The organism is Odoribacter sp. N54.MGS-14 (assembly GCF_000980295.1).
GTDB classification, from domain to species: Bacteria; Bacteroidota; Bacteroidia; order Bacteroidales; family Marinifilaceae; genus Odoribacter; species Odoribacter splanchnicus.
In genome coordinates, this window is sequence record NZ_LARL01000094.1 from 1 (window position 1) to 8,905 (window position 8,905).

Sequence of the window (8,905 nt, forward strand, 5' to 3'; positions counted from 1 at the left end):
GAAACGGATCAGAATACCGTGTGGAAGTTTTGCAAAGACCCGAAAGGGTTTGAACTCGTTGCCGGGAATTTGCGGTTGAGCCAGCTTTTCATCGAGCAAGTGGTGCGTCCACGCCTGATCATGGTAAAAAATAGAGGATCATGGTGTTTCTGGGGAAAGGAAGCAAAGACAGATGAAAATATCTGGATGGGATACCGCTTCGAACACCTGGAATCACTCCCCTGCGGCGATCTCTGCCGCATCACGGGGTTGATTGACCACCCAGGGCGGGTGAGCCACGATTGCCTGTTGGAAACGAACCTGAAAGGTACGCTGGTGCTGTTTACAAGCCATTTCCAATATTGCGCCACGGAGAAATTACCCACGCCGGAATTGCTCGCCCGGCTGTGCGGGATGATGTAAAAAACGAGGAGTTGCCGGACACTTTCGGTAACCCTCCGTTTATAACACGTTACGATTCAGCCACAAGCGGAACAACGGATCAATTATCCGGTATTTCGCCCCTCGCTGTTTTTTCACCATTCTATCCACGATTTTTTGATCTGTCATCATTTTCAAATACGGAGATATTTGCCCGTTCTCTTGTCCTGTCATTTCCCTGATTTCTTTCAATACCACCCCCTCGTCCGCAATCGCCAACACCGACAGCAAGCGCTGAATTTGAATGACAAATGCATCATATTTAGCCTGATAATAGAGGTGATAACAATTGATATACGAATTATATTATATAAATTTTTTTCTATAGAAGATTTCTTCTACTAATCACTCGATAACACACTTTAAAACAGAAAACTAACCACCTATTTATCTGCACATTACAAAACATCTCTCTTTTTTCTGCATTTTTTTCTCTTGTAAAAGTGCAAATTCCAACCCTCGCGTAGTAAAATTTTACATGTAAAGGTCAAACTTCACGAGGAAGCCAAAACCTTACTCTCGTCCAAGTGAGTTGGAAAGAGAAACAGATTATCAATTCTTAAAATTTTTATTTTATGGCAAAAATCATTTCAGATCCGATAAATAGCTATCGGGGAAGTATTGGTAAGATCTCTTACTACATACGCGAATGCGAAAATATGGCTCGCAAAAGTTCGTCTGCAGGGAAAATTTCTGATTCGCCGGCAGCCGTTGCATAACGGACAAAGTTCGGAAGATTGATTAAATTATCCCGGGAACTTGCCCCGGCAATCACACTCGGATTTCTCCAACGCAAGCGGGGACAATCGCCGGCAAACGCCTTCATGTCCTTGAATAAGGGTATTTGCACGCTGGAAGACGATACGCTAACCGTGGACTACGAACAGCTGCAATGTGCACAAGGATCGCTCACGGAACCGGACATCACCGCCACGTACAACACTTCGACTTCAAAAATCACGTTTGAGAACACGGCTATGGAAGGCCTCGCCTATTGCAATGCGGACGACAAGACATACGGAGTGAAGTGCCCCCCTGTCGTCTATATAAATACCATTATCAAATATTTAAAGTATTATATCATGAAAGTCAAAGATTTTATCAACGGACAATTTCAAGGAAGACACAATAACCTTATTTTTTACACGAGAGGTAATAACACATACGTCCGGCGTTATGCCATTCCCGGCAAAAAACGGAAATGGGAAACCGAGGGACGTACCCCCAAACAGCAGGCCGTAGCGATACGCTTCAAGGCAGTACAAGTTTTTTACATGACGTTTACCAAACAAGTGTCGCCCGAAATCTGGCGGGCCGTAGCAAAAACAGTGGGACGACACGCCCCGAACGTGTTTTTCTCAAGAAACTTCCATTGCTTCGGAGAGGAAGGCCAAATCGCCGATTTCGGGAATTTCATGTTCACGGACGGCACTTTACCTCTCCCCAGGAATCTGAAAGTAAGCGGGGAAGGTCCTCTGTTCAAGGTCACATGGCAAGAAGAACGGATGTGGAAAACCGTATCCGGAACGGACAGATTACAAATAGGGGTATTATATGACAACGATTCCCGTATCCCCCGGGTCGCCAGCCAGGTAAAAGGAAGACGCGGAGAGCTGCATGAAGAATTTACCCTCGATGAATCCATCGGAAAAAAGGCGCACGTGTACATTTTCTTCTGCAACGAAACCGGCACCAGGTTCTCCGCCTGCCGATATTTCCACGTGAAAATAAATTCATGATAAAACATGAACAAAAACCCGGTCCATGAAATTCCTGTTCCCGATTTTCAATTCTCGATTATTATATTTTACTTTGTACCGGGTTTTTCATTACCGACACGAATGATAAATCAAGCATATAAAAGAGAGTTTGAATGAAATACACGGAATTGGACGACTGCGAAGAATTCTACCACAAAGTAGAATACTACAATAAAACAAAGACCGAACAATTAAGTTACCATTATAAAGAAATACTGAAACTGCTGGGCGAAGACCCCGACAGGGAAGGTTTGGTAAAAACTCCCTACCGCGTGGCAAAAGCCATGCAATTTATGACAAGGGGGTATCACGAGAATCCGGAGGAAATTCTGCGGTCGGCACTTTTTAAAGAAGATTACCGCCAGATGGTTATTGTGAAAAACATCGAGATCTATTCCATGTGTGAACACCATATGTTGCCTTTCATCGGGCAGGCTCACGTGGCGTATATCCCGAACGGATACATCACCGGGCTAAGCAAAATAGCACGGGTAGTGGAAGCTTTTTCCAGAAGACTGCAAGTACAGGAAAGATTGACAAACGACATAAAGAACTGCATCCAGAACACCCTCAACCCCCTGGGCGTTGCCGTGGTGATCGAAGCACAGCACATGTGTATGATGATGCGGGGCGTTCAAAAACAAAACTCGGTAACAACGACTTCCGACTTCAGCGGCGCATTCGAGAAACTCGCCACGCGGGAGGAATTCATCCGGCTGATCAGTAATAAGTTTCATTAAGAAATAAACAAAACGAGTATGAAAAAAGCATTTGTTTTCCCGGGACAGGGAGCTCAATTCGTAGGAATGGGCAAGGATTTGTATGAAAACTCACCCGAAGCAAAAGAATTATTTGAAAAAGCGAACGAAATATTGGGATTCCGCATTACGGATCTGATGTTCAACGGCACCGACGAAGACCTGAAACAAACCAAAGTAACCCAACCGGCGATATTCCTTCACTCCGTGATTCTGGCCAACTCGCTGACCGAAACCCCGGATATGGTAGCCGGCCACTCCCTGGGAGAATTCTCAGCCCTGGTCGCTGCCAAAGCTTTATCTTTCGAAGACGGATTACGCCTGGTACACGCCAGAGCGCTGGCGATGCAAAAAGCCTGCGAAGCCAATCCTTCTACCATGGCCGCAGTGATCGGAATGGCCGACGAAAAAGTAGAAGCGATCTGTAAAGAGATCGACGAAGTGGTGGTTCCCGCCAACTACAATTGTCCGGGGCAGATCGTTATTTCAGGTAGCAACAAAGGGATCGAGACCGCTTGCCAGAAACTGACCGAAGCCGGAGCGAAACGTGTATTGCCTTTAAAAGTCGGAGGTGCCTTCCACTCTCCGTTGATGGAACCGGCACGCCAGGAACTGGAAACAGCCATTAAAAACACCCGTTTCTCAACCCCGGTCTGCCCGATCTATCAGAATGTAGATGCCCAACCTTATACCGATCCGGCTAAGATTCAGGAAAACCTGATCGCCCAATTGACCGCATCGGTCAGATGGACACAGATCATGAAAAATATGATTGCCGACGGAGCTACCTCTTTCCTGGAAATCGGACCGGGCAAAGTATTACAAGGCCTGCTTAAAAAGGTCAGCACCGAAATCGAGACCAACGGTATTCAATAAAAATTACTGAGAGAATCTGAGATTCCGTTGAGACAATTTTTCTAAACAGAGCCTCAGGTTTTCTCAACAAGCACAAATGAATCCCGGCAAACTGAATGTACTTTTTTCCTCTCAAAACAAATTTCCGAAGGTTTCCGATTTTTCTCCAATAATTTCATATCTTTAGCCCTGTATAATGGCTATTGTGTACCTCTATGTCCGACAAAAAATTAAAACGTCGTTTAAATGCCTTTTTCAGATTATTGATTATACTCTCGATTTGTGTAATCACGGTATATTTATTCCCCAAAGTCGGTAGTTTCCAGTATGAATATCAAAAAGGTATGCCCTGGAGATACGAAACCCTGACGGCTCCTTTCGATTTTCCGATCCATAAAACAGAAGACGAATTACAGGAAGAACGGGAAAAATTAGTACAGGAACAAAGTCCGATTTTTATCTTAAATACGAATACGGCCGATCTGCAAACCGGTAAATTCAGGACAGCCCTGCATGCTTTCCGCAATGAAACGACTTCCGGCTCCCTGAATAAACTGACCGACCGGCTCAAAGACATCTATACGGCCGGCATCCTGCAATTGCCCGAAGAGTTGGATGCCAGGAAAGTAAAAACCATTAAAATCGTCGAGAACAATATCGGGCATACCGTAGAATTCGATCAGGTATATACCTTGAAAAAGGCTTATTCGGCTTTAAGCCAGGCTATCGACCAACTCCATTTTCCGAAATCGGTACGGGAAAATATTCTAAGCCTGAACCTGAACAACTATTTGCAGCCAAACCTGGAATTCGACGCCTCGAAAACAACGATCGAACACCTGAACCACCTGAAAAGTATCAGTCTCACAGAAGGCATGGTGCAACAAGGCGATATTATCATCACCAAGCGTGAACTGGTTACTCCCGAAAAGGTAAAGATACTGAATTCCCTCAAAACCGAATACCAGAATAATCTGGGATCTACCGAAACTTATATGCGGACTATCGGCGGTCAATTCCTTTTGGTGCTGGTAGCCCTGCTGGTATTTTCCATTTTTTTCTACTATTCCAAAAAACGGATTTTCTACAACAACCGGGAATTTATATTCCTTTACGGTTTATTTCTAGCCACCATTATGCTCGGTAGTCTGGGATATCATCAGAGTATCAATATGTTTGCGGTACCGGTATTGTTTTTCATCATCATCGTAAACATCCTGATCGGTAGCCGTTCGGCTTTGTATCTTCTGCTGAGCAGTACGCTGCTGATTTCCTACTATGCCCCCAACAGTTACATGTTCGCTTTCATGCAGGTCACAGCCGGCATTGTAGCCATATTCAGTCTGTCGCACCTGCAACGGCGTAGTCAGCTGATCCTGTCTATATTTCTGATTTTTATCACCTATACACTCGTATATATGGCCTTTATCCTGACCCAGGAAGGCGAGATCCGCGGTACCCACTTGTTTGCGCTGATCTGGCTGGCCATCAATTGCCTGCTACTGACACTCACTTACCCGGTGATCTATATCTTTGAACGGATTTTCGGTTATACCTCCGAAATCACACTGATCGAACTCTCGAATCCGAATCATCCGGCCTTGCGCAACCTGACCAAGAAAGCTCCGGGTACCTTCCAGCATTCGCTGATGGTCGCCAATCTGGCCGAGGAAGCTATTTACCGGATCGGCGGGAATCCTTTGCTCACCCGTACCGGTGCTCTTTATCACGATATCGGTAAAACATTCGATCCGATCTTTTTTATCGAAAATCAAAGCGGAGGAATCAACCCACACGACCAGTGTGAATTCGATGTCAGTGCCCAGCACATCATCGACCATGTCCGTAAAGGAGTCGAAATGGCCAAGAAGTATAATTTGCCCGAAGGTATTATCAACTTTATCCGTACCCATCACGGAAAAAGCAAGGTAAAATACTTCTACAATTCTTTTAAAAACAAATATCCTGACCGGGAAATCGACGAATCGCTGTTCACTTATGACGGACCGGATCCGGTCAGCCGGGAATGTGCCGTAGTCATGATGGCCGATGCCGTAGAAGCAGTCTCCCGTACGCTGGTCGACAAGACCGAAGAAAATATCACGAAAGTAGTCAACAATATCATCGACGGGCAACTACAGGACGGGCGCTATGCCAATGCAGACATCACTTTTAAAGACATTGCAACGGTGAAAAAGGTATTTATCGAAATGCTGACTAACATCTACCATTCCCGAATCGCTTATCCTAAACTCAAACAAGAAGAAAAAAAATAAACATTAAAACTTAGGAATATGACACAGAAAGCCATCACAATCAAAGACTTAGCAGAAAAACTAAATATCTCTGTATCTACAGTGTCACGGGCGCTGAAAGATAATCCTGAGATCAGCCAACAAACCCGTAAAACCGTGCAGGCCCTGGCCAAAGAACTGGGCTACAAACCCAATCCCATAGCAGTGGCTTTAAAGACTCACAAAAGTAACACGATCGGCGTGGTGGTGCCTCAGATTGTGAATACCTTTTTCGCTACCGTTGTCAAAAAGATAGAGGATGTTGCCGATAAATACGGATACAATGTACTGGTAGCTTCTTCCAACGAAACTTTCGAAAAAGAAAAGAAAAACATCGATATATTTCTGGCCAACCGTTGTGATGGAATCATTCTGTCTATTTCTAAAGCCACCACTTCGTACGAACATATCAAACAGATTCAGGATATGGGCGTGCCTTTGGTATTATTCGATCGGACTGCGAAAGAACTGGATGTCTCTAAAGTCGTTGCCGACGATGCCGATGCTGCTTTCAAAATCGTACAACATCTCATCCATGGCGGAGCCAGAAGAATCGCCCTGCTAACCGGCCCGGAACAACTTTCTATCGGGAAGAACCGGATGAAAGGGTATCTGAAAGCCATGACGCTGAACAAACTGGAAATCAATACCGACTACATCGTCAGATGTGAAGACTTCTCCGTAAAAGCAGCCAAAGAGGCCACTCAACGGTTATTGAATATGAAAAATATGCCGGATGCCATTTTCGGAATCAATGACGATATGGCCATCGGAGCAATCGAAGCAATAAAAGAAAAAGGATTGAAAATACCGGAAGAAGTAGCTGTTTTCGGTTTCTCCAACAGCAAACGTTCCCGATATATGACCCCTTCGGTCAGCACCATCAACCAATTTCCCGAAAAGATCGGCGAAACGGCTGCCGAGCTTCTTTTCGAACAAATCCTCGACGCCAAACATGCACAAATCCGCGAAGAAGTGATCAACAGCGAACTGATCGTCCGCGAATCCTCCGACCGCTCGTTTATGTAATAAGAACCGATATTCCCCCAATCAGCAATCTGACTGGGGGAATAAATTTCCGTTTTTTTATTCTCCCTTCAAATAATATCCTGCAAATCGTTTATTTCTAATCTCTAACCCAGTACCTTCCAAGGTCTTTCTCAACTCTGATACAAGATTCCGGAGTGCTTTATCCTTAGAATCGAAGAGTATAGTTTTTCCCCAAATTCCTGCATACAACTCTTCGATCTTCACCACCGTTCCCATTTTCCGACACAATAACTTCAAAAGACAAGCTTCATTCGATTTCAGATAACGTTCTTTCCCCTTTACAACCAAGATTCCGGCATTCACACGAAAAAATACTTCGGAAGCAATCCGGTAACACTCCTGTTGTTCCCGACTTTTCACAAAACGATAATGTAAGGCCTTTAATCGGTTGGCTAATATCCCGATATCACTGCTTTTTTCCAAATAATCTTCTACACCGACCCCAAAAACATCGGTCAACCTCTCCACTTCATAATCCGAAGTAAACAACACCACAGCCACCTCCCGTTGGACCTGCTTAAATCTACGTACCAATTCCCAACCGTTTTCTTCCTTCAAGCGAACATCCAGCAGAATCATATCATACCGCTGTTCAGCCATTTTCTGCAACGCCATTTCCCCGTCAGTGGCCGTATCTACGACAAACTCCCCGGTTTGCAAGATCTGTCCGACTGCATTCAACCAGTTTTCTTCATCATCCACATATAATAAATGAATCGTTGTCATCTCTGTTTACTTTTCATGATCAAGACAAAACGGCTTCCCCCTCCTTCCCGGGTCCGGTAGACTATTCTTCCTCCATGTGCCGACATTACCATTTTAACAAAGCTCAATCCCAGTCCTGTTCCCTCCGTCCTGCGTTCCACCGAAGGCGAACGATAGCCCGTCTCGAACATATGTTTCTGATCTGCTTTCTCAATCCCATAACCATTATCCTTTACAAAAATCCATAATCTCGTCCCTTTTCGGACACATCCGACCACAATCCCGACCTCTTCTCTGGAATATTTCACCGCATTCTGGAGTAAATTCCCCAACGCACGTCCCAATTGCAAGCGATCTGCACAAATCATCGGATCTCCCTTCAGCCTACATAAAACCGAAAACCGTACTGCCTTCCGATCCGGAATCTCTCCTTCTATACTTCTCCATACTTCCTGTACCAATACCGGTAATTCAAATACCTCATAGTTCAATACCAATCCCCTCTCATTCACCAGTTTTACCGACATCTTTTTTACCAAAATTTCCAAACGTCCGATGGCTTCCTGCGCTACCCGGAAATTTTTTTGCTGTTGCGAAGTCAAACCGCTTATCCCCTCCCGGTCCACCAAACCCAAGTATGTCCCGGCAATTCCAACCGGTGACTTCATATCGTGATTCACAGTCTGAATATTCAATTCCTCATGCTGCCGGATCCGCTTTTCTTTATGTACCAAATAGTGTTGCCAATAAAAGATCAATCCCAACATCCAAGCCGAAGCTACCAAAAACAAAACCATCGGCCACTCATCATAAAGAAATACCCCTACAGGTAAACCGAAACGAGCTCTAATAATATGCTTCTCCAATAATCCCAAGGGCATGGAAAAATCCTCTTTTCCCCGGGGAATTTTATTAAACCCCTGCTTTACAGCATCGATTACCTTTCCCGTACTATCCTGTAATTCCAACATATAACTAACCGCTTCTGTAATAGTCAAGACTTAATCTGACAGTTACGTATAAAAAGAATAAATTTGTAACAGAAAACAGATTGAGTTATGAC

At 44.6% G+C, this 8,905-nt stretch carries 9 protein-coding genes and 1 pseudogene; 6 read left to right on the forward strand and 4 right to left on the reverse strand.

What is annotated here, in order from left to right; all coding sequences use genetic code 11:
- Positions 1-402: pseudogene (locus WS42_RS13535) on the forward strand (hypothetical protein); the annotation flags it as partial.
- Positions 403-441: 39 nt separating this feature from the next.
- On the opposite strand, the gene WS42_RS13540 reads toward WS42_RS13535, so the two are convergent.
- On the reverse strand, positions 442-651 hold the full coding sequence (locus WS42_RS13540; protein WP_046405572.1) for an ATP-binding protein: 210 nt from the start codon (positions 649-651) through the stop codon (positions 442-444).
- Positions 652-1,057: 406 nt separating this feature from the next.
- On the reverse strand, positions 1,058-1,246 hold the full coding sequence (locus WS42_RS15670) for a hypothetical protein (RefSeq protein ID WP_181574369.1): 189 nt from the start codon (positions 1,244-1,246) through the stop codon (positions 1,058-1,060).
- Between WS42_RS15670 and WS42_RS13550 the strand changes: the two genes are divergently transcribed.
- From WS42_RS13550 to WS42_RS13570, 5 genes are all read left to right on the forward strand, one after another.
- The gene (locus tag WS42_RS13550) at positions 1,245-2,159 is read left to right on the forward strand and encodes a hypothetical protein (protein WP_022161387.1); all 915 of its coding nucleotides are present in this window, start codon (positions 1,245-1,247) and stop codon (positions 2,157-2,159) included. The two genes, WS42_RS15670 and WS42_RS13550, sit on opposite strands and share 2 nt — an antisense overlap.
- A gap of 134 nt (positions 2,160-2,293) precedes the next feature.
- A complete protein-coding gene (folE, locus tag WS42_RS13555; protein ID WP_013613647.1) occupies positions 2,294-2,920 on the forward strand; it encodes a GTP cyclohydrolase I FolE in 627 nt (208 codons plus the stop codon).
- Positions 2,921-2,938: 18 nt separating this feature from the next.
- Positions 2,939-3,814, forward strand: coding sequence for an ACP S-malonyltransferase (fabD, locus tag WS42_RS13560; RefSeq protein WP_013613646.1), 876 nt, complete (start codon positions 2,939-2,941; stop codon positions 3,812-3,814).
- A 194-nt stretch (positions 3,815-4,008) separates the two neighbouring features.
- A complete protein-coding gene (locus WS42_RS13565; protein WP_022161388.1) occupies positions 4,009-6,069 on the forward strand; it encodes an HD family phosphohydrolase in 2,061 nt (686 codons plus the stop codon).
- A gap of 18 nt (positions 6,070-6,087) precedes the next feature.
- Entirely contained in the window at positions 6,088-7,116 is a 1,029-nt protein-coding gene (locus WS42_RS13570; RefSeq protein ID WP_046405575.1) for a LacI family DNA-binding transcriptional regulator, read from the forward strand.
- Positions 7,117-7,173: 57 nt separating this feature from the next.
- Here the strand turns inward: WS42_RS13570 and WS42_RS13575 are convergent, their stop codons facing one another.
- Both WS42_RS13575 and WS42_RS13580 read right to left on the reverse strand, forming a co-directional pair.
- Positions 7,174-7,863 (reverse strand): response regulator transcription factor, encoded by a 690-nt coding sequence (locus WS42_RS13575; RefSeq protein WP_046451252.1) that lies wholly within the window; start codon positions 7,861-7,863, stop codon positions 7,174-7,176.
- Complete coding sequence (locus tag WS42_RS13580; protein ID WP_286728669.1) at positions 7,860-8,840, reverse strand: sensor histidine kinase; 981 nt, start codon at positions 8,838-8,840, stop codon at positions 7,860-7,862. Before WS42_RS13580 ends, WS42_RS13575 begins: the two co-directional genes overlap by 4 nt.
- Between the last annotated feature and the right edge of the window lie 65 nt (positions 8,841-8,905).